We start from the raw sequence: 25,816 nt of genomic DNA, 5'->3' as shown, positions 1-25,816 counted from the left end.
CGACCATCGCGTCACACCACTCCCACCATTCTGAAAGACGACGATCATGTTTGAACGCATCATTCGCTTCGCCATCGAGCATCGATGGCTGGTCCTGCTGGCGGTGCTGGGCATGGCGGCCTATGGGGTCTACAACTACCAGAAGCTGCCCATCGACGCCGTGCCCGACATTACCAACGTGCAGGTGCAGATCAACACCGCCGCCCCCGGCTATTCACCGCTGGAAACCGAGCAGCGCATCAGCTACCCCATCGAGACCGCCATGTCGGGCCTGCCGCAACTGGAACAGGTGCGCTCGCTGTCGCGCTACGGCCTGTCGCAGGTAACGGTCATCTTCAAGGACGGCACCGACATCTACTTTGCGCGGCAACTGGTCAACGAGCGCATCCAGCAGGCCAGGAGCCAACTACCCGCTGGCATCGATCCGGCCATGGGGCCGATCTCCACCGGCCTCGGTGAAATCTACCTGTGGACCGTGGAAGCCCGCGAGGACGCCCGCAAACCCGATGGCACACCCTATGGCGCAGCCGACCTGCGCGAGATTCAGGACTGGGTCATCAAGCCGCAGCTGCGGCTGGTGCCGGGGGTGACCGAGATCAACACCATCGGCGGCTACGCCCGCGAATACCACGTCGCCCCCTCGGCCGAACGCCTGGCCTCCTATGGCATGACCATGGAGAGCATCATCAAGGCCCTGGAAAAGAACAACAGCAATGTCGGCGCCGGCTACATCGAACGGCGCGGCGAGCAATACCTGATCCGCGCACCGGGCCAGGTGGCCTCGCTGGAAGACATCGGCAATATCATCCTGGCCAATGTGCGCGGCGTGCCCATCCGCATCCGTGATGTGGCCGAGGTCGGCATGGGACGTGAACTGCGTACCGGTGCGGCCACCGAGAACGGGCGCGAAGTGGTCCTGGGCACGGTCTTCATGCTGATCGGCGAGAACAGCCGCACGGTCTCGCAGGCGGTGGACAAGAAGCTGCGCGAGATCAACCGCAACCTGCCAGCCGGGGTCGAGGCCATCACCGTCTATGACCGCACCGTGCTGGTGGACAAGGCCATCGCCACGGTCAAGAAAAACCTGATCGAAGGCGCGCTGCTGGTGATTGCGGTGCTGTTCGTCTTCCTCGGCAACATCCGCGCCGCCATCATCACGGCCATGGTGATTCCACTGGCCATGCTGTTCACCTTCACCGGCATGGTCTCCAACAAGGTCAGCGCCAACCTGCTGAGCCTGGGTGCGTTGGACTTCGGCATCATCATCGATGGCGCGGTGGTGATCGTGGAAAACTGCGTACGCCGCCTGGCCCATGCGCAGCAGCACCACGGCCGCCCGCTCACGCGCAGCGAGCGCTTCCATGAGGTCTTCGCCGCCGCCCGCGAGGCGCGCCGGCCGCTGCTGTTCGGGCAACTGATCATCATGATCGTGTACCTGCCCATGTTTGCGCTGACCGGGGTGGAAGGCAAGATGTTCACGCCCATGGCCTTCACCGTGGTGGCGGCACTGCTGGGCGCGATGATCCTGTCGGTGACCTTCATCCCGGCGGCCATTGCGCTGTTCATCGGCGAACGCGTCTCGGAGAAGGAGAACATCCTGATGCAATGGGCCAAGCGGCTCTATGCGCCGCTGCTGGTACGCGTCATGGACAACAAGCCGGTGGTGCTCAGTTTTGCCGGTGCGCTGATCGTGGTGTGCGCGGTGCTGGCCACGCGCCTGGGGACCGAGTTCGTGCCCAGCCTGAACGAAGGTGACATGGCAATCCAGGCCTTGCGCATCCCCGGCACCAGCCTGTCGCAATCGCTGGAGATGCAGCAGCAGATCGAGAAGACGCTGATGCGGCAATTCCCCGAGATCGAACGCGTCTTCGCCCGCACCGGCACCGCCGAGGTGGCGTCGGACCCGATGCCGCCCAATATCTCCGACGGCTACATCATGTTGAAGCCGGAGTCGCAATGGCCACAGCCACGCAAGACGCATGCACAACTGCGCGAGGCGATCCAGCAGGCAGTAGCCGGCATCCCCGGCAACAGCTACGAGTTCTCGCAACCCATCCAGCTGCGCTTCAACGAACTGATCTCGGGCGTGCGCAGCGATGTCGCGGTCAAGATCTTCGGCGACGACATGGCCGTGCTCAACGACACCGCCGCCAAGGTCGCCGCCGTGCTGCAGAAGACCCGCGGCGCCACCGAAGTGAAGGTGGAGCAGACCACCGGCCTGCCGATGCTGAGCGTGGACATCGACCGTCAGAAACTGGCGCGCTATGGCCTGAACGTGTCCGACCTGCAGGACACGATCGCCACCGCCATCGGCGGCACCCAGGCCGGCACGCTGTTCCAGGGCGACCGCCGCTTCGCCATCGTGGTGCGCCTGCCCGAGGCCGCCCGCGCCGATCTGGACGCCCTGCGCCGCCTGCCCATCGCGCTGCCGCTGCAGGAGGGCGCCAGCCGCATCAGCTATGTCCCGCTGGCCGAGGTGGCGACGCTCAACATCGCCCCCGGTCCCAACCAGGTCAGCCGCGAAGACGGCAAGCGCCGCATCGTGGTCAGCGCCAACGTACGAGGCCGCGATCTGGGTTCCTTCGTGGCCGATGCGGAACAGGCACTGCAGGCAGAGGTACGCATCCCCACCGGTTACTGGACCACCTGGGGCGGCCAGTTCGAGAACCTGCAATCGGCCACGCAACGCCTGCAGATCGTCATCCCGGTGGCGCTGCTGATGGTGTTCGTGCTGTTGTTTGCGATGTTCAACAACGTCAAGGATGGCTTGCTGGTCTTCACCGGCATTCCCTTCGCGCTGACCGGCGGCATCCTGGCGCTGGCCGCACGCGGCATTCCGATGTCGATCTCGGCAGCGGTGGGCTTCATCGCGCTGTCGGGCGTGGCGGTGCTCAACGGGCTGGTGATGATCTCCTTCATCCGCAGCCTGCGCGAGGAAGGTCGCAGCCTGGATGCAGCCATCCACGAAGGTGCCATGACACGCCTGCGCCCGGTGCTGATGACGGCGCTGGTGGCATCACTGGGCTTCGTGCCGATGGCACTGGCCACCGGCACCGGTGCCGAGGTACAGCGCCCGCTGGCTACGGTGGTGATCGGCGGCATCCTGTCCTCCACCGCGTTGACGCTGCTGGTGTTGCCGCTGCTGTATCGGATGACGCATAGGGAGGACGAGGGGGACGAGGAGGTCCAGGAGGGCGAAGCTGAGCGCCCGGGCGCAACGACGCGCAGCCCGCGCTGGATGAAGTGGTTGCCTGGCTATCGGACTGCCCGGCGCTGATGTCCAGCGGCAGCCCTGCCAGGCGGATCAGCGGAAGCGATCCGGCGTCGTCAGCAGTTCGACGAATTGCTCGCCCGGCATGGGCTTGCCGTACCAGTAGCCCTGGTACAGCGAACAGCCTTGCGCATGCAGCAGGTCGCGCTGCTGCTGCGTCTCCACCCCTTCGGCGATGATGGACAGGTTCAGGCTCTGGCCCAGCATGATGATGCTGCGCACGATGCTGGCCATGGCCGCATCCTTCTCCATTTCACGCACGAAGCTCTGGTCGATCTTGATCTGGTCGATGGGGAAGCGCCCCAGATAGGACAACGACGAGTAACCGGTCCCGAAATCATCCAGCGAGATCGAGATATCGCTGGACCTCAGCATCTGCATCTTGGCGATCACGTCTTCGACCTGGTCCACCATCATGCTTTCGGTCAGCTCCACCTTCAGTGCATGGCTGTGGAGGCGATACTTGCCAATGATCTCGCGGAAGCGGCCCACGAAATTGTCCACCTTGAATTCCTGCGCCGACACATTCACCGCCACCACCAGCTCATGCGCCAGCCCCCGGCGCTGCCAGGCCTGCAGATCGGCACAGATGGCATGCAATGCCTGCTGACCGATCTGCTCCATCAGGCCCATGTCTTCGGCCACCGAGATAAAGCCGCCCGGCGCGACGACGCCCTTTTCCGGATGCTTCCAGCGCAGCAAGGCCTCGGCCCCGACCACTTCACCCTCATAGGTCACCTGCGGCTGGTAATACACGATGAACTGGCGCTGCGCGACCGCCTGGCGCAGTTCGGCTTCCAGCAGGCTGCGCTGGTTGGCCAGCGCCTGCATCGCAGGGTCGAAGAAGCGGAAGGTATTGCGGCCGGCCAGGCGCGACTGCACCATCGCCAGCTCGGCCTGCATCAGCAGTTCGGCCGCGCCGTGATGATCGTCATGGACGATATTGATACCCAGGTTGACCGCGCAAGGGAAGCGCGCAGCGGCGAGGGCATGGGGATCGGTGAAGGTGGCGATGATGCGATGGGCCAGCGCCTCGCAGAAGCGGAGGCATTCGGCCAGGTCCTGGGTCCGGATCTCGCTGCCCAGCGCGAACTTCGCGCCCTCCAGGCGTGCCACGGTCTGCTCGGGCGTGACACACCCGGAGAAGCGGCGCGCACATTCGACCAGCAACTGCTCGATCTCCTCCGAACTGGCGCCGCCATAGGAGAGATCGGCCCGACTGATCTCCATCACAAAGACCGCCCCGGCCGTACCGTTGCTGCGACGTCGCGCCAGACCGCGTCGCAGGCGGTCCATGAAGAGCGTCTTGTTGGGCAGCTGGGTGACCGGGTCATAGAAGGCCAGGCGGTCGATACGGTTCTCCGCATCCAGCCGTGCACTGACATCGATGACCACCCAGATCTGGTCCGCCGGCCGCGCCGGATCGATCAGCGAGGTATGCAACTCCGCCGGGAAGCTGCCGCCATCACCCCGGCGCAACAGCACGATCTCGCCGGCCGCCCCACTGGAACGGGCCACCGCCTGCGCCACGTAGGCCGCCTGCTGGGCTGGTTCGACAAAGACTTCTTCGGCGGGCTGGCCGACGAGATTCCTGTCCGCACTGCCGAGCAGGACCTGGGCGGCCTCGTTGACGAAAACGATGCTGCCGTCGCGCACGAACAGCACCCCCGCCGGGATGTTACCGAGAATGGCCGCCTGTTCATCGAAGAGCGCCTTCAGGCTGCTTTGCATCGATTCCATATGGCGCGCCAGCTGACCGATTTCATCCTGCTGCGGGATGGCGATGCGTTCATCGAAGCTGCCGCGCTCGATGCGCTCGGTGGCTGTAGTCAGCATGCCGATGGGCCGGAGGATGCGACGATAGACCAGCAGCCCGATGATGATCAGCGAAGCCACCGCCTGCGCCAGCAGCACCAGGGTGTGGAAGCTCTTGTCAGCGGCCAGCTTGCGTTGCAGCTGGTAGTCCGACACGATCAGCTGCAGGCTGCCCAGGCTCACGTTTTGATGGTTCTGCTGCATTACCAAAGGCACGCTGCGCGAGATGATATTGCCCAGGCGCCGCTGCCCGTCTTCCACGCGGGCGATGATCTTTTCATCGGGATCGGTGATCTCGGCCGACACCACCTGCGGATCGAGCATGGCCCCTTGCAGCACGGCGTTGATGTCGGACTTGTCCAGGCTCCACACCGGCAGCACCAGGCTGTGCTGCATGGTCTGCGCCTTTTCGTTGACCAGTGCCTGCATCTCGATACCGATCTGCTTTTCGCGCACGCCGTTGAGCACGGTCAGCGCCAGCACCACCGGCAGGCACAGCGCCACCAGCATGGCAATGGCGATATAGACGCCGAGGCTATTGAGTTTCTTATTCATGGTCGTGCAGAGAACGTGACGAGGGCGAAGCCCGCTTATTTGAACCAGTCCAGGCGATAGGTCTCGATGGCCTTGCGCTCCAGGGGCGTGAGGCGATCATTGTTGAGGACGATGACGCGCGGGTGGGTCGACTTCAGCAACTGGCGCGCCTGGCGCGTGGAGCGATGCTGCCGGATCAGCTCGGCCAGCTCGCCGCTGCGGTGGATCTTGCGCAGGCCGTCGAGCAGGGCGTCGCGGATATCGTCGCGCCCCGGCGTGGTGTAGAAGAACAGGTCCACCGGGTAGTACAGCACCAGGTCCGGCACGATGGCCAGCTGGTGGTCGCGGTCGTAGGTCTCCAGCTCGCCGCCCGCTTCGAAGACCGAGCGGTTATAGAAGTCGAAGCGCCTGGCCTTGAGCATCTCGAAGAGATTGAGATAGTTGCCCTGCACGACGTCCAGGCCATTGGCCTGCATGATGTGGGTGTCGGTCCAGCCGATACCGGAGCCGATGCGGAACCTGCGCAGGTCGTCGAGGGTACGGATATCCCGGGCGCGCTGCAGGCTGGCGGTATTGGCCATCAGCACACGGTAGCCTCCGCCGCCGAGGTAGATCGGAAAGGGAATGCCTTCCAGCCCGCGGGTCATGGAACTGCCGGCGGAGGTGGTCATCAGGTTGCAGTACTGGCCGGCCTGGATCAGCTGGACGAAGCGCTGGTCGGAGGTGGCCACATCGGCCACCTGGCAACCCTTGATGGAGAAGCGCTTGCCGGTCGCCCGCATCGCCAGTTCGAGGACGGCCTTGCGGTAATCGATGAGGGGGTTGTCATCGTTGAGATCGGCCAGCTTGATCTCGATGACGTGATGGGCGGGGTCGGGGCTGGCGTTGGATTGGGCGCGGGCAATATTGGCGCAGAACGCACCCATCACCAGGACGAGCAAGACTGCGGCAACTGTTCGGGCGCTCGTCTTGATGTTACTCATACAGGGCGGTGTGATCGAAGTGAGATTCGATGGTATGCAAGCATCAGGGGATGTGCAAGATTTTGTGGGGCGGGGAGGGGGTGGGGTGTGGCGGGATGGCACAGCTGTGCGCAATGGGTGGGAAATCGGCGATGTAATTGGTGTTTTGCGTGAGGATGTGAGATTTTGTGTGAAGAGAAGGGGGCTGATTTGCCCTGCTCAGACCGGATTCTTGTTTCTAGCCATCAGCGGGGAAGGTACAGGCCCGATGTGGTCTCCACGGCCAGACAATTGCTTCATCAAACGGAAGCAAATCTACAGTTTTAGCTGCCTTAAACGGAAGCATAAAATTTCCACTTGCTAGCCTATCAGCTATCATTAATGGTCATCTCAGTAGCTTATAGGCTAGCAATGTCACCTGAACTGAACCAGCTTCGCCTTGAGCAGTTGCAAGCCAAGCTATCCGCGTACGCGGATCTGGCCAAACGCCAGGTCCCGCCTCGAGGATGGCTGAAGCTTATCCGCGAAGCATTAGGTCGTACCCAACGCCAACAGGCGCAGCGGCTTGGCATTTCCGGACCGACCCTGCACAAGTCCGAACAATCCGAGGCCGACGAGCGCATCACGCTCGGGCAACTTCGCAAGCTTGCCGACGGGCTGGACTGCGAGCTGGTGTACGCTCTGGTTCCGCGCCGCCCTCTCACTGAGGTCGTGCAGGAACAGGCCCGCGCGATCGCCCGGGAAGAAGTGGCTGGCGTCGCCCACACCATGGGCCTGGAAGACCAGCGGCCAGGTGCCGAAATAGTGGGCAGGCAGGTCGAGCGCAGGACGGAAGAGCTGCTGTGCGGCCGCTGGTCGGACTAGGGCGATAAGCAGGTCAGAATAAACTTGAAGAACATCATGCTCTCAACGATGCACGAGCTGGGATGAACAGAGTTCTTAGATCTGAATGACGATTGTTCTTTCAGCAATTTAGGTGAGGCGTTGCCGAAGTCCCATTCATATCCTTTTAGGTCTATCGGAAGCTGATATGTCTCGAACCAGAGATCTAAACCGCTCGTCCATTTGCTCGCTGTTCAAAGGCCGCGGCTCTGGACTTTCCGATTAAAGGTTTGCAGACCTAGCGGCTGTAGAGATCGCAAACACTTCCTAATAGGTATATATTTATATTTATATATCAATAAAAATATTTTAATAAACACATGTTTAAAACAATATTTTTTATTTATTATAATTAAGAGAATATATTTAAATTTGATGTTTGGTAATATTTTATTTTCGCGGTTATAGTGTCAGAAAATTGCTTTGCCACCTACACCTATGCCCGCGAATCCTTTTGAAGTGCTTTTACCTGGCCTACGCTGCTGCCGATGCGAACATACCTGGGTTCGTCGCTCGTCCACGTTGCCGAAGGTTTGCCCTCATTGCAAAAGTCCATATTGGGATACTCCTCGACGTAGAGACAGTAAGAATCAGGAAACAAAGTCGTCAAAGGAACAATGAAGATGCCAAAGAAGATACCCGTCATATCTTTATTTTCTGGCGCAATGGGGCTCGATCTTGGCCTAGAAGCTGCTGGATTCGAGGTTGTACTTGCTGTTGAATGCGATGAACAGGCGGTCGCTACAATTAAAGCTAATAGACCAAGCCTTCCGGTCATCAAAAGCAAAATTGAAGACGTTTCTACCGCCGAGATGCTCAAGAAGGCCGGACTAAAAGCTGGCGGAGCCTTTGTGGTTTCCGGCGGACCAAGCTGCCAATCTTTTAGCACTGCAGGAGCTCGTCGATCCCTCGGTGACCCTAGAGGCGGCCTGTTCCGCCATTTCATGCGAGTGGTGGAGGAAACGCGGCCCAAGTTCTTCCTTATGGAGAACGTGAAGGGGATGCTTTCGGCCGCGATAAAGCACCGTCCTCTTAACGAGAGAGGGCCAGGCTTCCCGCCGCTGGAAGCGGAAGAAGAACTGGGATCTGCTTTCAGAGTGATCGTGACCGAACTCAGACGTCTAAATTACTACACCGCCTTTGACGTATTGAATGCGGCCGACTTCGGCACGCCCCAGTCAAGAGAGAGAATAATTTTTATCGGTTCTCGCGACGGAAAGCGCATTACTTTACCGAAGCCAACTCATGCTGAGCATCCAAAGAAGCATCAGAAGAAATGGGCTAGCTTGAGAAGTGCAATCGGGCGATTTAGCGAAATCGATTCACCCGGAGCCAAGTTAATTGCATCGCAAGAGAAATATCTAAAGATGATCCCAGAAGGTGGCAACTGGCGAGATCTTCCGGAAGCAGATCAAAAGGAAGCATTGGGCGGTGCGTATCACTCATGGGGAGGGCGCAGCGGTTTCTTCCGCAGATTAAGCTGGGACAAGCCTAGCCCAGCACTGCCTACGACACCCAACGCCAAGGCTACGATGCTATGCCACCCTACCGAATTGCGCCCCTTGAGCGTTCGAGAATATGCGCGAATTCAGCAATTCCCTGATGATTGGAAGTTTTCTGGATCTATATCTAGCCAATACCGTCAGATTGGCAATGCCGTACCTACCGGTTTAGGTCAAGCGTTAGGGATGGCCATCCTTGATGCATGGAATCGTAGAAATGGGCTTGCGCAACTAGGTACTGTAGAAACGCACAATGAAGACCTTGTCAGGCGGATGGCTTCTAGACCCGTCACCATGCTTAATCCACCTTCGATGCGGAAAAAGAATGGAAATGAGAACTCTACTGAATGGGATCAGTCGCGTCTCAAAAAACGCTCTGACTCCACGCAATACTCTGCGACAACTCAAGTCACCAAGGCAGCATGATTCATCGCTTTTCTTGTAGCGCTTAACATTTAGTCAAGATAAACAAAAACGCCCCAGGCATTGATGCCTGGCGTTTTTATTTGTACTTGTGTGTCAGAAAACAAAGTTGCATAGATTGCCAGATAGGAAATTTCAGATGACCATGGATTTAGCACCCATATCCTGTCCCAAATGCAGACTCTCCTGTACGGACTGGATACCGAAATACCGTACCACTAAAAGATCGCGGGCTAAGACGAGCTCCTGCAAAGAAGCCGTCGAGAGTAATGCCTGTCCCAGCCAGAGACTCTAGGATAGGGAGCACAAGAAATGCTCAAAAGGAAAGAGGATGGCGCTAGCAGATAAAGAAAAAATCGATGCGGAACAAAGACTCGCAAAAGAAGCTGGCCGAGCGGGCAATGCCGCTGGAATGGTTAAACACCTCTTCGAAAGTTCTCTCATGGACAAATTGGCACATTTTGTCCGAAAGCAATATTTTGGAGCCTTATCCTCCGAAGAAGTTGATGACTGTCTAGCGGAAGCCGTTTCTGGTGCATTTGAGGCTTTACGCCAAGGGCGCAACATTAATTCGTTGCATTCATATCTTCTTAAAGCAACAAAGAATCTCGCAAGCGATCTTGCGGCAGATAAGCCACTCCCATTTCTGCCTGGAGCTGAGGAGAGAATAGAAGCACCTTCAAGCTCGAAATCACAGGTTGAAAATCATATGAGGGATACATTGAGGCAGAGAGCGTTAGCACAAGCGCGCCAACTCCTACCTCAAATAGGGCAGGAAAACATCCGTCGGGTAATGGACGTCCTCTTAGATGCTATCGAGAAAGGAATACCTGACATCACAGATCGCCAGATAGCTGAAATAACCGACTTGAAAGAAGACACAGTTCGACGATTGAAAAATCGTGCAATTGAACGACTCACCAAACTTGCAGAAGCTGCGGGATATCACTTTGAGCAATATCAGGTTGCTGACGAAGATGATTCACTATAACCAATACGATAGGGAAAAGAAAAATGGAAAAGATTACTGAAGAACTGAATCGTGAATTCACTCGTTTAATCGAACGGGCGCATGAGATTTCAGCAGACGTTGGAACGGAAATCGACTTGATTTTCCAAGAAGAAGATAGCGAATTGCTTAACTCGGTAGAAATACGCAAGCTCATTGACAAGGTTATTAATGCGATTCAACGCAAGCTGGATTCTGGCGACCATAAGTCTCAGGTTGTAGAGCAACTTTCATCATTGGCCGATGAATTGATTAAGGTGCGCGAGTTGAATTCCAGAGATCTACAAGTAGGTAATAATCCGATTGAAATGGTGGAACACAAGGGAATATCTCCACATCCTGTCAAACCCACTCCCACATTCCATATGCGCGAAGTAGCGCTGACGGAAGGCTTTGTAAGAACTAAAGATATTGATCTTTGGGATTCGAACGAGCGTATCGAGATTCATCTTCAGCAGTTCGCCAAAAAATATGGCCGTAAACCTTCTCCGCAAGAGCTTCTTGACATCATGTTCTGCCATTTGAAGCTCGATGGCGTTACGGAGGAAGATCAATTCGGCATTCCCGCATTGGCCAGAAGTATCGCGGCGAATGGCCTCCGAAAATATCCAATTCTTTCTTTCAACGGCAGACTTTTGGATGGAAATCGGCGCTTGGCTGCCTGCTACTACATTCTCACCAGTGATGAATTCACAATCGAGCAGAAAAAGCGCGTCGAATATATTTTAGTTTGGAGGCTCACCGAGCATTCAGACGAAGATGACGAACAAGCAATCATTGTTTCTTTAAATTTTGAAAATGATCACAAACAGGAGTGGCCTGAATACGTGAAGGCGAGAAAGGTTCATCTGGAATGGGAATCTGCTTTGGCTCTTGACCCAACAGCTGGATCAAGTCGTCAGCTACAAATTCGGCGTGATATCTCTAAAAAATTTGCGCTCGGATCTGATGTCTCCGTCGTCACACGCTACATCCGAATGGTCACTAGCGCGACCGAATTCGAGGATTATCACATCATTGAAAAACGACGTGACAAGTACGAAGTCAAGCATAAGGCGGCTCAATACTTCCAGTACTTTGATGAGCTTACAAAAGGCGTTTCTTCCGGAAAATTAGGATATGAGCTGGGACGAAACCCAACTTTCAAGCATCTCGTATTCGAACTTCTGTATGCCGGGAAATTCAAAAATTGGCGCCAAATTCGTGACCTCATTTACATCATGGACAACCAGGTCGCTATTGATGCGCTTCATGAGCAGGCAGAGATTGAAATAACAAGCGTCGAGAAAAGAGAAGAGATCCAGGACAATGTAGATCGCGCGATCGCACTGGGAAAAGCCAAACAGGCCGAACAACGGCAAATAGGAAAAAACGCTCGCATTGAGGTGTTCGTGAAATGGCTACTCGAGCTCCCTGTTGGTATCTTTCAAGATCCCAACCAAATTAGTCCAGCGAATGTTAAAGATCTGCACGATGCCCTAAAGTTTGTTACGGATATCATGGATCGCAATAGTTCCACAGATAGCACCTATCAATAAATCTATGGATAGCGCAATCAAAAAAATGCAACCAACTATATTGGAGGGCGCAGTTATTGCGGATGTGGTTCGGGCCGCCGATCTCAGTTCTCTTTATCTTGTGCCTTACCGTCATGTCGATCCGCATTTTTTTCTGACGACGTTAAAACGGATCTTTCCTGATGAAGATATTCGGAGAACTGCGCAAGGCGTGGCGCTATCGCTCCCCGCCGCTGAAAAACTTTGGAAGTTTAAAAGTAGCGCCTTCAAGTGGTCCGGAGATGCAAAGCAGTACATAAAAAATAGGTACAAGCTAAAGCAAAAATATGAGGCCCTAGTTTCCCAAGTGGCTGCCGTGCGCGACGGTGACAGAAGTATCGTCGCTCGACTTTTAAACGACGATGGTCGATTTGAAGTCTTGGACGAACATCAATTGAAGAATGTGGCGGCAATGACTCTTGCTACGGGACCAGGTCTTTGCTTGTTTGATGAGCAGGGGGCAGGAAAAACCGTGAGCATGATTTATACCTACGATGAATTAGTACATCGAAACGAAGTAGATTTCATGCTCATCGTTGCTCCAAAAAGTATGGTCGGAGAATGGCCCAAGGACTTGCACCGATTTATGGATGATACGTACCGTGTATCGGTGGCCGAAGGTAGCGTGAGAAAGAAGGCTGAAACGTTAAATCAGAGGCCTGATGTAGTAATTACAAACTTCGAGACGGCAGTCTCTCTTGAGCGAGAACTGGAGGCATTTCTAAGATCATTTGAAGGTCGAGCCATTATCGTTGTAGACGAGTCATTCTTTATCAAGTCAGCCGATGCTCGCCGTACTCTTACGTTACGTCGTCTCCGAGAATGGTGCGGTCGAGCCTACGTTCTGTGTGGCACGCCTGCACCAAACTCTCCGATTGATCTTGTGCAGCAAATCAGCTTCGTTGATTTTGGTCTTGCATTTAATGGCATAGATATCCCAGATGATCGGGAAGCTGCGCTTCCTATCGTTCAAACCACCATCGAGACACGTGGTCTTTATCTACGAAATTTAAAAGCAGATGTTTTACCTGGCTTGCCAACGAAGTCTTTTCAGCAAGTCCTTGTAAAAATGGAGGCCAAGCAGGCAGAACTCTATCGAGCTGCGCTAGCGGCCTTAGTGCAGCAAATCCAAGCGACATCCGACATAGAGTTTAAGCGAACCATTACTAACTTCCTTAGCCAGCGCTCGATGCTTCTTCAGATATGCTCGAATCCGGCGGCAGCAACAGAACGTTATGATGCCACCCCAGCTAAGGTGCAGGCATTGGACGATATTCTTGAGCGATTAATCGTCGTCCAGAATGAGAAGGTCGTACTTTGGTCGTTTTACACGCGAACTATTGACCTCCTGATGAAACGATATGAAAGGTATGGGGCTGTTCGCTACGATGGAGCTGTATCATCTGTCGAAGATAGACAGTCTGCTGTGTCACGGTTTCAACAAGATCCAAATACGAAATTGTTTATTGCAAACCCTGCTGCTGCAGGTGCTGGCCTTACTCTACATAGCGCTCGCTTTGCGATCTATGAGTCGATGTCCAATCAAGCCGCACACTATCTACAGAGTTTAGATCGAATACATAGACGTGGACAGCAACGCCCTGTTGAGTACATCGTACTTATATGTGAAAACTCTATTGAGGAAGTCGAATATCAACGTCTCTTGCGCAAAGAACAGTCGGCGCAATCATTGCTGGGTGATATTGTTGATCGGCCTCTGATACGTACCACCATGCTAGACGAGACTCTCGCACTGCTAAGCGCCCTTCCCCAGGATAGTTAAACTGGAATACGATCTCTTGATCCGTTACGTAAGGAATCGCGTAATTTGTCCATGAGGCATCGGAATTAAGAAAAGAGGGCCCATATATTTCTCATATATGGGCCCTCTTTTTCTCAGATTATGTAGCTATCTACTGACGACATCAAACATCAATATTCCCCGCCTGCAACGCATTAGACTCAATAAACGCCCGACGCGGCTCCACATCATCGCCCATGAGCGTCATGAAGATCTGGTCAGCCGCAATGGCATCCTCGATCTGCACCTTCAACAAACGACGCACGGTCGGGTCCATGGTGGTTTCCCACAGCTGCTCGGGGTTCATCTCGCCCAGGCCTTTGTAGCGCTGCTTGTTGACGCCGCGTTCGGCTTCGTCGCGCAGCCAGCCCATGGCCTGGCGGAAGTCGGTGATGGCGGATTCCTTGCGCTTTTCGCCCTGGCCACGGGCCACCGTGGCGCCCTTGCGGATGAGGCCCTTGAAGGTCTCGGCGGCGGTGGAGAGCACCTGGTAGTCGGGGCCGCTGACGAAGTCGGCATCGATCACGGTGGCCTTGATGTTGCCGTGCTGGCGACGGTGGATGTGCAGGGCGACCTTTTCGCTGAGCTCGTCCACGCGGGCTTGCACGTCGATGTTGCTGTCGTTGATGGCCTTCTTCAGTTCGGCCGCGGTGGCGGTGGCTTGTTCGATGTTTTCCATCTTCAGTACCACGCCGCCGGTCATGATGGCGCTCAAGGCGGCGTCATCGATGGCGCGCGACAGGCGCATGATGATGGCGTTGGCGGTGTTGTACTGGCGGGCCAGTTCGATCAGTGCATCGCCGCTGATGGCGGGGGCGTCTTCAGCGGGCTTGATCTCGGCGTCGTTCAGGGCGATCTGCATCATGTATTGCGCTTCCTCGATGTCGTCCTTGAGGTAGCGCTCGTCCTTGCCGGCCTTGACCTTGTACAGCGGCGGCTGGGCGATGTAGATGTGGCCGCGTTCGACCAGGGCCGGCATCTGGCGATAGAACAGGGTCAGCAGCAGGGTGCGGATGTGGGCGCCGTCGACGTCGGCGTCGGTCATGATGATGATGCGGTGGTAGCGCAGCTTGTCCGGGTTGAATTCGTCAGCGCCGATGCTGGTGCCCAGGGTGGCGATGAGGGTGGTGATCTGCTCGGAGGAGAGCATCTTCTCGAAGCGTGCCTTCTCCACGTTCAGCACCTTGCCGCGCAGCGGCAGGATGGCCTGGAACTTGCGGTCGCGGCCTTGCTTGGCGGAGCCGCCTGCGGAGTCACCCTCGACGATGTAGAGCTCGCACAGGGCCGGGTCGCGTTCCTGGCAGTCGGCCAGCTTGGACGACAAACCCAGGCCGTCCATGACGCCCTTGCGGCGGGTCAGTTCGCGGGCCTTGCGGGCGGCTTCACGGGCACGGGCGGCTTCGACGATCTTGCCGCAGATGATCTTGGCGTCGTTGGGCTTCTCGGCGAGGAAGTCGGTCAGGGTCTTGGCGACGATTTCTTCCACGGGGCCGCGCACTTCGCTGGAGACCAGCTTGTCCTTGGTCTGGGAGCTGAACTTGGGTTCCGGTACCTTCACCGAGAGCACGCAGGTCAGGCCTTCGCGCATGTCGTCGCCGGAGATTTCGACCTTGGCCTTCTTGGCGAGATCGTTTTCTTCGATGTACTTGTTGATGACGCGGGTCATGGCGGCGCGCAGGCCGGTCAGGTGGGTGCCGCCGTCACGCTGGGGGATGTTGTTGGTGAAGCAGAGCACCTGTTCGTTGAAGGCGTCGTTCCATTGCATGGAGACGTCCACCGAGACCAGCGTGCCCTGGTCGGATTGCTTCTCGCCGGTGGCCTGGAAGATGGTCGGGTTGAGGATGCTCTTGTTCTTGTTGATGTATTCGACGAAGCCGCGGGTGCCGCCTTCGAAGGCGAAGTCTTCTTCCTTGCCGGTGCGCTGGTCGGTCAGCTTGATGTGCACGCCGTTGTTGAGGAAGGACAGTTCGCGGATGCGTTTGGCCAGGATCTCGTAGTGGAATTCGACGTGGGTGAAGATTTCTTCATCGGCCCAGAAGTGGACTTCGGTGCCACGCTTGTCGGATTCGCCCACGACCTTGATGGGCGAGACCTGCACGCCATCGATCATTTCCAGTTCGCGGTTCTGGACGATGCCCTTGGCGAATTCCATGGCGTAGTGCTTGCCGTCGCGGCGGATGGTCAGCTTCAGTTTCTTCGACAGTGCGTTCACGCAGGACACGCCCACGCCGTGCAGGCCGCCGGAGACCTTGTAGGAGTTCTGGTCGAACTTGCCGCCGGCGTGCAGCTCGGTCATCACGATTTCGGCGGCGGAGCGCTTGGGTTCGTGCTTGTCGTCCATCTTCAGGCCGGTGGGAATGCCGCGGCCGTTGTCGGTGATGGAGATGGAGTTGTCGGCGTGGATGGTGACGTGGATCTCGCTGCAGTAGCCTGCCAGGGCTTCGTCGATGGAGTTGTCCAGCACTTCGAACACCAGGTGGTGCAGGCCGGTGCCGTCAGAGGTGTCGCCAATGTACATGCCGGGACGCTTGCGCACCGCCTCCAGGCCTTCCAGGATCTGGATGGAAGAAGCGCCATAGCTTTGTTGCGCGGAATTGGTGTTGTCTGCGGGGCTGGAGGACATGGTTACCTTCTGAAATTGCTAGCCAAACGACTAGGGGACTGCAAAAAACGGAATTCGTCGGAGGATTCTTGGAATTCTTAAAAGCAACCGAGGGGCCGTCTGGGACGGCCCCTCGGGCGCGTGGAGCGGTGTTGCTCAGATCCGCATCGGCATGACGACGTACTTGAAGTCGGCGTTCTCGGGGATGGTGATCAGGGCCGAGGAATTGGCATCGCCCAGGGCGATGTTGACGTAGTCGTTCTTCAGGTTGTTGAGCACGTCGAGCAGGTAGCTGACGTTGAAACCGATGTCGACGGTGTCGCCGCCGTAGTCGATTTCCAGTTCTTCGACCGCTTCTTCCTGGTCGGCGTTGGTGGAGCTGATCTTCAGGCTGCCGGGGGCGATCACCCAGCGCACGCCCTTGAACTTGTCGCTGGTCATGATGGCGGCGCGTTGCAGCGAGCGCAGCAGCTGGTCGCGGCTGATGGTGAAGCTGTTCTTGTAGCCCTTGGGCACCACGCGGGTGTAGTCGGGGAACTTGCCTTCGACCAGCTTGGAGATAAGTTCGATGTCAGCGAAGGTCAGCTTGACCTGGTTGTTGGCGATCTGCAGCTGGACTTCATCGTCGCTGTCGTCGAGCAGACGCTGCAGTTCGATGATGGTCTTGCGCGGGATGATCACTTCCTGGCGCGGGAAGTCCTGCTCGGTCTCGACCTGGCAGAAGGCCAGGCGGTGGCCGTCGGTGGCGACCGCGATCACGTTCTTGCCTTCGACCACCAGCAGCAGGCCGTTGAGGTAGTAACGGATATCCTGCTGGGCCATGGCGAAGTGGACCATGTTGAACAGGTGCTTCAGGGTCTTCTGTGGCAGGTTGACCTGGGCGTTGTAGTGCTCGGCCTGGGCCACCGTCGGGAATTCCTCGGCGGCCAGCGTCTGCAGCGCGAAGCGGGACTTGCCCGATTGCACGGTCAGGCGCTTGTTGGACAGGGAGATGGCGACTTCGCCGGAGTCGGGCAGGGCGCGCAGGATGTCGAGCAGCTTGCGGGCGGCCACGGTGGTGGCGGTCGTTTCATCGCCGGAGCCGACGTCGGCGTGCGTGGTGATCTGCACTTCGATGTCGGTGGACAGGAAAGAGACCTTCTCGCCGTCCTTGCGGATGAGGATATTGGCCAGAATCGGCAATGTGTGCCGACGCTCGACAATACCACTCACGATCTGCAGAGGACGCAGGAGCGTGTCTCGTTGGGTTTTAACCAATTGCATAGTCAGTTTGTCCTTGCTAGTAATGGTTTAAAGGATGCCGTCGGCCGGCTTTGCGTCATGCCCATCTTGCGCGTGTTCCTCCTCTGGTGAAAAACGCTGTCTGCACTGCAACCTGCCTGAATATGCAACGCTCCTGCATGTGGCATGACCGGTAAGCGACCGGTCCGGAATCCGTTCCCGCAAAGCTGGTGATACAGCGACCCGCGATTGTCCAGGTAGGTAAGACAATGGCGGGCAGCCAGAAACACTTGGCTATACGTTTGGAACATTTGAATACTTTTGCCGGGTGTTTCCGGGTATTTATTCGAAGTTTCCGTGCTATCCCGCGGATTTCCTGCTCCGTGGCCGGCCCTTGCGTCCGCCTGCGAAATAACGCCTTCCATTGTACCAATCATCCCCTCTTCGGAGTAGTCCGCCAGGGGGGAGGGTGGGCGCCTGGGCATCAAAAATCCGGTGGTTGGGGAGGGAAAATTCCCGCTCCCCGGGCAGAGGAAGCGTCGCATGCGGAGCAGTTGATTTATCCACAGGCTTGCGCGACGAGGGGAACCTGGAAGTTTCGTTGTGGAAAAGAAAATGCCGCCGGCGCGGACGCGGGCGGCATTGTCATCTTATCCACAGGCGCTGCCGGTGGCAGCCAGGATCAACCCTTGAGGGTTTGCTCCAGCACGTGCAGCTCGTGGTTGCATTCCGGGCTCTTGGCGCGGTCGGCGGCGATCTTGCGGACCGCGTGCAACACCGTGGTGTGGTCGCGGCCGCCGAAGAGGTCGCCGATCTCCGGCAGGCTCTTCTGGGTCAGCTCCTTGGCTAGGTACATGGCGATCTGGCGCGGGCGGGCGATGTTGGCCGGACGCTTCTTGGAATACATGTCGGCGACCTTGATGTTGAAGAAGTCGGCCACCGTCTTCTGGATGTTTTCCACCGAGATCTGGCGGTTCTGCACCGACAGCAGATCCTTAAGGGCTTCCTTGACGACATCGATGGTGATGTCCTTGCCGTGGAAGCGCGAGTAGGCCAGGATCTTGCGCAACGCGCCTTCCAGCTCGCGCACGTTGGAGCGCAGGTGCTTGGCGACGAAGAAGGCGACGTCATCGGACAACACCACGTCCTCGGCGGCGGCCTTCTTCATCAGGATGGCCACGCGCATCTCCAGCTCGGGCGGCTCGATGGCCACCGTCAGGCCGGAGTCGAAGCGGGAGATCAGGCGGTCATCCATGCCGCTGATTTCCTTGGGATAGGTATCACTGGTGATGATGATCTGCTTCTTGGCCGCGATCAGGGCTTCGAAGGCGTAGAAGAATTCTTCCTGGGTGCGGCTCTTGCCGCCAAAGAACTGGATATCGTCGATCAGCAGCAGGTCCAGCGAGTGGTAATAGCGCTTGAAGTCGTCGAAACCCTTGCGCTGGTAGGCCGTGACCACGTCGCGCACGTACTGTTCGGCGTGGATGTAGCGGATCTTGGCGCCCGGGTTATCCACAAGCACCTGGTTGCCGATGGCGTGGATGATGTGGGTCTTACCCAGACCCACGCCGCCATACAGGAACAGCGGGTTGTACGAGGTACCGGGGTTGTTGGCGACCTGGGTGGCGGCCGCGCGGGCCAGCTGGTTGGCCTTACCGGTGACCAGGTTATCGAAGGTCAGGACCGGGTTGATGCGCGACTGCTCCTGACGCGGCGCCACCGCCCGCACGGGCTGGGCCGGTTCGGGATCCAGGTGCAACTGTTCGTGGTTGGGCAAACCCAGGCCGTTGGCACCGCCGCCGGCCGCTTGCGGGCTGGCGGCCGGGCGCCGGCCCTGGTTGCCGCGCGGGTCCAGCACGAACTGGACTTCGGTCGGTGCGTCCCAGTATTCGCAGGCCAGTGCGGTGATGCGGTTGGCGAACTGGGTCTTGACCCAGTCCAGCTTGAAGCGATTGGGCGCGGCGATGCGCAAGAGCCCATCCTCGAAGTCGAGCGGCACCAGCGGCTTGATCCAGGCGCTGTATTGCTGAGGGGTCAGCTCCTGCTCGAGTTTATGGGAGCAAGCCTGCCAGAAGTTTTCCATGAAGCTTTCTTATCGGATAAGTGCGGCGCCCGCCTGCCGCGTCCGGAGGACGGGCCTGGATGGACGAAGTCGTCCGGGCGCGAAACGAGGGACGCATTTTACTCCGGTAAACCCAAGTTATCCACAGGTCGACCGGCAAAAATCCCTGAAAAATCTGAACTATCCACAGGCTGCGCAGCAGCGCATCGTCACCCTGACACCGGAAAGCCCGTGAGCGGGCGGTGTTAGGGGGACAGAGTCATGATCTGTGGATAAGACAAGGCGGGCAATCTGCCCGCCTTTTTTGTAACAGCCTGTGCAAAAGTGGATTTTGGCGGCGGATTTGGCTGTGGACAGGTGACTGTGGTGGGCAGTCGGCTTGCTCAGTCGACCACGTTGCCGTCGACAAAGACCTTCATTTCACCGGCCTGGAAAGCGGTCCAGACTTCATTGTCGGTCAAGGGCTGGGTCACGATCACGGCAACCCGGTCATTGGTGGTGGTGACCTGGGCAAAGTCGACCGAGAGGTCGTCGTCGGACAGCTTGGCGGTGGTGAAGGGGTGCTGGCGGACGATGTAATAGAGATGGGTGGAGCAGTGGGTAAACAGCGCCGAGCCGTCCGAAAGCAGCATGTTGAAGGTGCCGTGGCTGGCGATGCCGTCGACGATCTCGCGCAGGGCCGCGCGCAGGTCGGCCAGCAGAGGCAGGGTGTCGCCGAAGCGCTTGCGCATTTCCTGCAGGATGTAGCAGAAGGCCAGTTCGCTGTCGGTGGTGCCGACCGGGCGGTAGGGGCCATCGAGCTCGGGCGTGAAGTTCTTCAGGTCGCCGTTGTGGGCAAATACCCAGTAGCGCCCCCACAGTTCGCGCACGAAGGGGTGGCAGTTGGCCAGTGTGACACGGCCCTGGGTGGCCTTGCGGATGTGGGCAATCACGTGCTGCGACTTGATCGGGTAGCGCTTGATCAGTTCGGCCACCGGGGAATCGACGGCCGCCTGGTGGTCGACGAAGGTGCGCACGCCCGAGCCCTCGAAGAAGGCAATGCCCCAGCCATCGCGGTGGTGGTCGGTCAGGCCGCCCCGGGTGGCAAAGCCGGTGAAGCTGAAGACGATGTCGGTGGGGGTATTGCAGTTCATCCCGAGGAGCTGGCACATGATGTGTTGCAGAAACGCTGTGAAGGTTGGCGGGTGAACAAGTTATCACGTTGCCGCCGGCCCGGGTCCGGGCTGTGGATAAAAAAAGCCCCGCGAGCTTGCGCTGGCGGGGCTAATCCTTCCTAAAGAGGGAGGAGGAGACACAGTACGTACTACAAAACTACAAAACGACCAGAAGACGGATCAGAGGTCGCACCACATGCGGGGACCGGACTTCAGTCGCGCGCGGCCATGTTGCGCAGCTCGGCTGCAAAATTCGGTTGGGTCATGCTGTATTCGTTGGCCATGCGGTTGAGCATGCGCTTGCCGCTGAACTTGTGCGCCAGGATGCGTTGCTCCAGCGACTTGCGGGGCTTGACCAGCAGGACGGCGGCTTGCGCCAGACCCAGGATCAGCGGCTTGAACACCATGACCAGCGTGACCAGTGCGCCCAGACCCAGTGCCGGGCGGATATACGCCACCAGCATGCCCATCAGGGATTGCGCGAAGGGCAGGGCTGCTTCAGCAGGAAAGGCCAGGTTCAGGAAGGACATGATATTTCTACCTCTGATAATCAGGCCGCGACACGACTGCGCGGCGTTCAAGTTCACTGTTGTTGCGTCGCAGTATGCAGTTTGGCCTCCTGTATGACTACTTTAGAGTTCTCATATCAGATATAGGGTTTGTGAATATAGGTCTTCAGCGACCAGCAAGCACCGGACAATCTCCCGCAAACCCTTGATGGCTGGCCTTCATTGCATTTTTTACATTAGCCGGCTGGCAAGATGGCGATGGCTTGTCTGACCACTATGCGGCAAATTTGCAACGCCGTTTGACTGAGCGCGAAGGGCCTGTGAATATCTCGAACGGAAGTCGTCGCGGATAGTGAACAGCCTGTTCGCAATGCACGAAAAAAAACCCCGCAGGCATGGCCTACGGGGTTAATCCTTCCTAAAGAGGGAGGAGGAGACAACGGATCGGTGTCCTGACGCGTTGATCGAATCAGCGTCAACATAAGCGCCGTACGCGCCGGAACTACCGAAATCCTTGATACCGGCACCGGTCTCCAGGACCTGATGCCAGCGTCACGCAAGTGTCATGCGCGACGGGTAAAACCTGAATCTGGTGAAGCAGAAACCTTCGATTAACCGCGCGAAGCGATGAAGCGCAGTTCAGCAGCCAGGTTCGGCTGGGTGGCTTCGAACTTGTCGGCCATGCGGTTCAGCTGGCGGGTGCCCGATGCGCGATCCTGTTCGGCGGCGACCAGAGCAACGGCTTGCAGCTCATGGGCCTTGACGAAGTGGATGAAGATGTTGCGCATGACGGCGGCGAACTTGCTCTTGAAGGTGCTGTTGGTGCTTTGTGCGATGGTTGCCATGATTCGATCCTTGACGTTGTGTGTTATGTTGCATTGCAGTGTAGAGAACTCACATTTGTTTGACCACTTTCCATTTCGGATATCAGTTATATAATCTGTGAATAATATTTTGGCCGGCGATCACCCGCGCTCATCTGCCGCCCCCACGACTTCCTTCCTGCCGCAAAGGCCCGCCCCATGAGCTTTCTCACCCTGGACCTGAACCTGTTGCGCGTATTCGACGCCGTCATGACCGAGCAGAATCTGACGCGTGCGGCCAACTTGCTGGCCATGACCCAGCCGGCTGTCTCCAATGCGCTACGCCGGCTGCGCGACACGCTCAATGACGATCTGGTGATCCGCACCGCCCATGGCGTCAAGCCCACGCCCCGCGCCGAGGAACTGTGGCCCACCGTGCGCCGGGCGCTGTCGGAGCTGGAAGCGGTGATCGCGCCGGAAAGCTTCGATATCTCGCGCGCCCAGAACACCTTCCGCATGGCCATGGTGGATGCCACGGCCGCGCTGTGGCTGCCCTCGCTGGTGCGCACCATCATGCGCGACGCCCCCCGCATCAAGATCCGGATGATGCCGCTGACCACGCGTGACCCGCGTGCCATGCTGTTGCGCGGGGATATCGACCTGGCCGTGGGCTTTTTCCCCGGCGTGACTGCACAGCTGGCCGATGGCCAGGGCATGGCCAAGAGCCAGATCAGCCATGCCCGGCTCTACACCGGGCAATATGTCTGCGTGATGCACAAGAACCACCCGCTGGCCGGCCAACCGCTGACGCTGGACAGCTATTGCAGCGCCGACCACCTGCTGGTGAGCCTGTCGGGCAAGCCGCACGCGGTGATCGACGACGTGCTGGCCGGCATGAACCGGGAGCGCAAGATCCTGCTGACGGTGAACCAGTTCTTCACGGCCGGTCGCATCGTGGCCAGTTCGGAGCTCATCACCGTGCTGCCGCGCCACCTGGTGGCCGCCACCGGCATGGCCGAGGTGCTGGTGGTGAAGGAGCTGCCCTTCCAGACGCCGGAAGAGCATGTGGATATGTTGTGGCATGAACGCGACGCCCGTAATCCGGCCCATAAGTGGCTGCGAGCTCACTTGTCTGCAACAACACATGACGAATTCGGTCGTATCAACATGAAGCGCTGATGCGGCGCTGGCAGCAAACGGCTTTCCCGGTCTGATCTATCCACAGGCGCCATGGAGACTGGCGCGCGGGAAAGCCGCTGTCGGCGGGCGTTGGCGCATGTTGATAACCCTCCATAGGGGACGCCGAAGCGATGTCGCGCCTGACCAACATCCTGCTCTGGCTGCTTGCCAGTCTGCTCATCCTGATCGCCGCCGCGGTCATTTTCATCCTCACCTTCGACTGGAACCGGGCAAAACCCTGGATCAACGAACGCGTCTCGACCGCGATCGGGCGCGAGTTCGCCATCGACGGCAATCTCTCCCTGCACTGGCAGCGCGCTGGCACGGACGCCACCCCAGGTGCGGCGCCACCGGGCTTCTGGGCGCGCTGGGTGCCGTGGCCCCGGCTGCAGGCGGAGGATATCCGGGTCGGCAATCCCCCCACCTTCAGCAGCGCTGGCCAGATGGCCACCGTGCGCCTGGTCAGCTTCACCCTCAATCCGCTGCCGCTGCTTGTGCATAGGATTTCCCTGCCGTCGCTGGAGGTACAGGCGCCCTCGGTTTCCTTGCTGCGCAACCGTCAGGCTGTGAACAACTGGACGTTTGCCAGCAACAACAGCGCTCCCTCGGCCTGGCAGCTCAGCCTGGGCCGCATCAGTCTCAGCCAGGGCAAGCTGGCGCTGGACGATGCTGTGCAAAAGATCAATATCAAGGCCGATATCGACACCCTGGACCCGGACAAGGAGAAGCTCTACGGACTGGGCTGGAAGCTCGGCGGCACCTTCAACGGCGCCCCGGTGAGCGGGCAGGGCAAGGCCGGCGGGGTGCTCTCGCTGCAGGACCAGCAGCAGCCGTATCCGCTGCAGGCCCAGGTCAAGGTGGGCAAGACCAGCATCGGTATCCAGGGGACGCTCACCAAACCGGCCGAACTGGCTGCGCTGGACCTGCGCCTGTCGGTGGCCGGGGCCAGCATGGGCAACCTGTATCCGCTGACCGGCATCCTGTTGCCTGAAACGCCGCCCTTCGCCACCGAAGGTCATCTGCTGGGCAAGATCGGCGAGAGTGGCAGTCAGTGGCATTACCAGGACTTCAGCGGCAAGGTAGGGGACAGCGATCTCAACGGCAGCCTGGATTACGTCACCGGGGGCGCGCGTCCGCAACTGACGGGGGCGCTGACCTCCAATGTGCTGCGCTTCGATGACCTGGCACCGCTGATCGGCGCCGACTCCAACGCCGAGAAGGCGCAGCGTGGCGCGGAGGAACGCCAGCCGGGCAACAAGGTGCTGCCGGTGAAGACCTTCAGCACCGAGGCCTGGGGCGCGCTGGATGCCGATGTGCGGTTCACCGGCAAGCGCATCATCCGGCAGAAGGACTTGCCGATCACCGACCTGCAGGCCCACCTCATCCTGAAGGACAAGGTCTTGAGCCTGGACCCGCTCAACTTCGGCATGGCCGGCGGCAATCTGCGCTCCACCATCCGGCTTGACGGCCAGGCGGCTCAGATGAAATCGGAGCTGAAACTGGCCGCCCGCAACCTGAAGATCCAGAAGCTGTATCCCCAGCTCGATGCCTCGCGCACCAGCTTCGGCGAGATCAACGGCGACGCCAGGCTGTCGGCCACCGGCAATTCGGTCGCAGCCATGCTGGGCTCGGCCAACGGCGAGGTGAAGACCCTGGTCAACAAGGGTGCGATCAGCAAGTTCCTGCTGGAGGCCGCCGGGCTCAATGTGGGCAACGTGGTCATCAGCAAACTGTTCGGGGACAAGGAGGTGAAGCTGAACTGCCTGGCCGGTGACCTGCCGGTGCAGGACGGCGTGATGCAGGTGAAGACCTTGTTGCTGGACACCGAAGACGCCCTGATCGTGGTGGACGGCGACATCGACATGAAGCGCGAATTGCTGAACCTGAACGTGCATCCACGCAGCAAGGGCCTGCGCATCATCTCGCTACGTTCGCCGTTGTACGTGAAGGGCAGCTTCAAGGATCCGGACGTAGGCGTGAACAAAGGGGTGCTGGCCTTGCGGGCGGGTGGCGCGGTAGCGCTGGGCCTGCTGGCACCGGTGACGGCCATCCTGCCCCTGATCAATGTGGACGGCGACCAGAAGGCCGACTGCGATCACCTGCTCGAAGAAGTGAAGAAGGCGCCGCAGGCGCCGCCACCAGGCAAGAGTGCCTCCGACAAGGTGGCGCCTAAAAAATAGGCAGCACGAAAATACTGTTGTTTTATCGGCGGGGGCAGGGGATAACTTTCCTGTCCCCGCCTCGTTTTAGCCACGTTTTTCGCAACAGTGGAATTGACCGCCTCGGGGGTCGTTGCCATTACAAGACAAATTCCCCCGCTTTACCCCTGTCACTACCCCGTCAAAGACCGAAATCGGTGACCAAATGACTGATTTCACCCACTTCGTCACTTTTGCCGTTTCCAAGCCCGTCATTCCCCCAAATTCGATTCGCCTGTGGATAAAGTTCTGAATAACTTTTTCATCGATTGGGGAAAACTCGAAAAGTTATCCAAAGCTGAATTTTTATCCAAGATTGGTAATCGGCTCATA

At 58.2% G+C, this 25,816-nt stretch carries 17 protein-coding genes; 9 read left to right on the top strand and 8 right to left on the bottom strand.

The window, feature by feature from the left end; all coding sequences use genetic code 11:
- The first annotated feature begins 46 nt into the window (after positions 1-46).
- Complete coding sequence (locus HFRIS_RS11220; RefSeq protein ID WP_006463457.1) at positions 47-3,277, top strand: CusA/CzcA family heavy metal efflux RND transporter; 3,231 nt, start codon at positions 47-49, stop codon at positions 3,275-3,277.
- 27 nt (positions 3,278-3,304) lie between these two features.
- Here the strand turns inward: HFRIS_RS11220 and HFRIS_RS11215 are convergent, their stop codons facing one another.
- Entirely contained in the window at positions 3,305-5,641 is a 2,337-nt protein-coding gene (locus tag HFRIS_RS11215; RefSeq protein WP_006463456.1) for a putative bifunctional diguanylate cyclase/phosphodiesterase, read from the bottom strand.
- 35 nt (positions 5,642-5,676) lie between these two features.
- Positions 5,677-6,603: a type 2 periplasmic-binding domain-containing protein gene (locus tag HFRIS_RS11210; protein WP_039875339.1), complete on the bottom strand. Its 927-nt coding sequence runs from the start codon at positions 6,601-6,603 to the stop codon at positions 5,677-5,679.
- A gap of 390 nt (positions 6,604-6,993) precedes the next feature.
- Here HFRIS_RS11210 and HFRIS_RS11205 point away from each other — a divergent pair, with 390 nt between their 5' ends.
- The 5 genes from HFRIS_RS11205 (at position 6,994) to HFRIS_RS24780 (ending at position 13,737) form a co-directional block, all read left to right on the top strand.
- Positions 6,994-7,446 carry a mobile mystery protein A gene (locus HFRIS_RS11205; RefSeq protein ID WP_006463454.1) on the top strand — a complete coding sequence of 151 codons (453 nt, stop codon included), beginning with the start codon at positions 6,994-6,996 and terminating at the stop codon, positions 7,444-7,446.
- 641 nt (positions 7,447-8,087) lie between these two features.
- On the top strand, positions 8,088-9,392 hold the full coding sequence (locus HFRIS_RS24785; protein ID WP_081626847.1) for a DNA cytosine methyltransferase: 1,305 nt from the start codon (positions 8,088-8,090) through the stop codon (positions 9,390-9,392).
- A gap of 328 nt (positions 9,393-9,720) precedes the next feature.
- Positions 9,721-10,380: a sigma-70 family RNA polymerase sigma factor gene (locus HFRIS_RS25240; RefSeq protein WP_152486684.1), complete on the top strand. Its 660-nt coding sequence runs from the start codon at positions 9,721-9,723 to the stop codon at positions 10,378-10,380.
- Between the two features lie 23 nt (positions 10,381-10,403).
- The gene (locus tag HFRIS_RS25235; protein WP_006463451.1) at positions 10,404-11,936 is read left to right on the top strand and encodes a hypothetical protein; all 1,533 of its coding nucleotides are present in this window, start codon (positions 10,404-10,406) and stop codon (positions 11,934-11,936) included.
- Positions 11,937-11,940: 4 nt separating this feature from the next.
- Positions 11,941-13,737, top strand: a complete 1,797-nt coding sequence (locus HFRIS_RS24780) for a DEAD/DEAH box helicase (protein ID WP_006463450.1) — start codon at positions 11,941-11,943, stop codon at positions 13,735-13,737.
- Positions 13,738-13,879: 142 nt separating this feature from the next.
- On the opposite strand, the gene gyrB is transcribed toward HFRIS_RS24780, so the two are convergent.
- The 3 genes from gyrB to dnaA all read right to left on the bottom strand — a co-directional run bounded on the left by gyrB (position 13,880) and on the right by dnaA (position 19,661).
- Positions 13,880-16,378: a DNA topoisomerase (ATP-hydrolyzing) subunit B gene (gyrB, locus tag HFRIS_RS11175; protein ID WP_006463449.1), complete on the bottom strand. Its 2,499-nt coding sequence runs from the start codon at positions 16,376-16,378 to the stop codon at positions 13,880-13,882.
- A gap of 135 nt (positions 16,379-16,513) precedes the next feature.
- Positions 16,514-17,620 (bottom strand): DNA polymerase III subunit beta, encoded by a 1,107-nt coding sequence (gene dnaN, locus HFRIS_RS11170; RefSeq protein ID WP_006463448.1) that lies wholly within the window; start codon positions 17,618-17,620, stop codon positions 16,514-16,516.
- A 640-nt stretch (positions 17,621-18,260) separates the two neighbouring features.
- Entirely contained in the window at positions 18,261-19,661 is a 1,401-nt protein-coding gene (dnaA, locus tag HFRIS_RS11165) for a chromosomal replication initiator protein DnaA (RefSeq protein WP_006463447.1), read from the bottom strand.
- Between dnaA and HFRIS_RS25230 the strand changes: the two genes are divergently transcribed.
- Positions 19,660-19,875, top strand: a complete 216-nt coding sequence (locus tag HFRIS_RS25230) for a hypothetical protein (RefSeq protein WP_146012878.1) — start codon at positions 19,660-19,662, stop codon at positions 19,873-19,875. The genes dnaA and HFRIS_RS25230 overlap by 2 nt on opposite strands.
- Before the next feature lie 148 nt (positions 19,876-20,023).
- Here the strand turns inward: HFRIS_RS25230 and HFRIS_RS11160 are convergent, their stop codons facing one another.
- From HFRIS_RS11160 to HFRIS_RS11150, 3 genes are all read right to left on the bottom strand, one after another.
- Entirely contained in the window at positions 20,024-20,791 is a 768-nt protein-coding gene (locus tag HFRIS_RS11160; RefSeq protein WP_006463446.1) for a class II glutamine amidotransferase, read from the bottom strand.
- Positions 20,792-21,006: 215 nt separating this feature from the next.
- A complete protein-coding gene (locus HFRIS_RS11155; RefSeq protein WP_006463445.1) occupies positions 21,007-21,324 on the bottom strand; it encodes a hypothetical protein in 318 nt (105 codons plus the stop codon).
- A 590-nt stretch (positions 21,325-21,914) separates the two neighbouring features.
- Positions 21,915-22,148 (bottom strand): hypothetical protein, encoded by a 234-nt coding sequence (locus tag HFRIS_RS11150; RefSeq protein ID WP_006463444.1) that lies wholly within the window; start codon positions 22,146-22,148, stop codon positions 21,915-21,917.
- A 177-nt stretch (positions 22,149-22,325) separates the two neighbouring features.
- Here HFRIS_RS11150 and HFRIS_RS11145 point away from each other — a divergent pair, with 177 nt between their 5' ends.
- Both HFRIS_RS11145 and HFRIS_RS11140 read left to right on the top strand, forming a co-directional pair.
- Positions 22,326-23,285, top strand: coding sequence for a LysR family transcriptional regulator (locus HFRIS_RS11145; RefSeq protein ID WP_006463443.1), 960 nt, complete (start codon positions 22,326-22,328; stop codon positions 23,283-23,285).
- Between the two features lie 131 nt (positions 23,286-23,416).
- Complete coding sequence (locus HFRIS_RS11140; protein WP_006463442.1) at positions 23,417-25,465, top strand: AsmA family protein; 2,049 nt, start codon at positions 23,417-23,419, stop codon at positions 25,463-25,465.
- Positions 25,466-25,816: the final 351 nt, after the last annotated feature.

It is taken from the genome of Herbaspirillum frisingense GSF30, from assembly GCF_000300975.2.
GTDB lineage: Bacteria > Pseudomonadota > Gammaproteobacteria > Burkholderiales > Burkholderiaceae_D > Herbaspirillum > Herbaspirillum frisingense.
The sequence above is the reverse complement of the archived record's forward strand: the minus strand, read 5'-3'. Positions and strand labels throughout refer to the sequence as shown.